Origin of the sequence: Amycolatopsis sp. WAC 04169, assembly GCF_003947535.1 — a bacterium.
GTDB lineage: Bacteria > Actinomycetota > Actinomycetes > Mycobacteriales > Pseudonocardiaceae > Amycolatopsis > Amycolatopsis keratiniphila.
The window spans coordinates 1-949 of record NZ_QHJI01000037.1 but is presented as its reverse complement, the minus strand read 5'-3'; the positions used below and the strand labels follow the sequence as shown (position 1 = coordinate 949).

General features: G+C 73.6%; 1 protein-coding gene. It reads left to right on the top strand.

The features are described from left to right. On the top strand, positions 1–949 hold a 949-nt coding region (locus DMC61_RS40825; RefSeq protein ID WP_148106761.1), incomplete at both ends, for an acyltransferase domain-containing protein.

Sequence of the window (949 nt, the reverse complement as noted above, 5' to 3'; positions counted from 1 at the left end):
CGAAGCACTGCGCGCCCAGGCGGCACGGCTGCTCGAACACGCCGAGCACGCCGAACACGCCGAGCACGCCGAGCACGGCACGCACGACGGGGACGACGACACCGCACTCGTCGACACCGCCTACTCGCTGGCGACCGGCCGCGCATCCCTCGACCACCGTGCCGTCGTCCTCGCCACGGACCGCACGACGGCGCGGCGCGGCCTCGCGGCCCTCTCCGCGGGCGACAGCGCCCCGAACACCTTCAGCGGCACCGCGACGAACGGGCTCACCGCCTTCCTCTTCACCGGCCAGGGCTCCCAGCGTCCCGGCATGGGAGAGGAGCTGTACGCCGCGTTCCCCGCGTACGCCGAAGCCCTCGACACGGTGTGCGAGGCGTTCGACGGACTGCTCGGACGGCCACTGCGCGAGGTACTGACCGCTCGCCCCGGGACCCCCGAGGCGGCGCTCCTCGACGAGACCGAGTACACCCAGGCCGCGCTGTTCGCCGTGGAGGTCGCGCTCTTCCGGCTGCTGGAATCGTGGTCCCTGCTGCCGGACTTCGTGGCCGGTCACTCGATCGGCGAACTGGCGGCCGCGCACGTCGCCGGAGTGTTCTCGCTCGCCGACGCCTGCACCCTGGTGGCCGCCCGAGGCCGGCTCATGCAGGCGCTGCCCGCGGGCGGAGCCATGGTGGCGGTCCGGGCCACCGAGGAGGAGACCGCCACACTGCTGCGCGGCAGGACGGACGGCGCGGTCGCCGCCGTCAACGGGCCCCGGTCCGTGGTGATCTCCGGCGCCGAGGAAGCGGTCCTGGAGGTGGCCGCACTCCTGGAGGAGCGCGGCAGCAGCACCCGGCTGCTGCGGGTCTCGCACGCCTTCCACTCGCCGCTGATGGACGCGATGACGGCCGACTTCCGCAAGGTCGCGGACTCGGTGGAGTACCGGGCGCCGCACATTCCGCTCGTATCG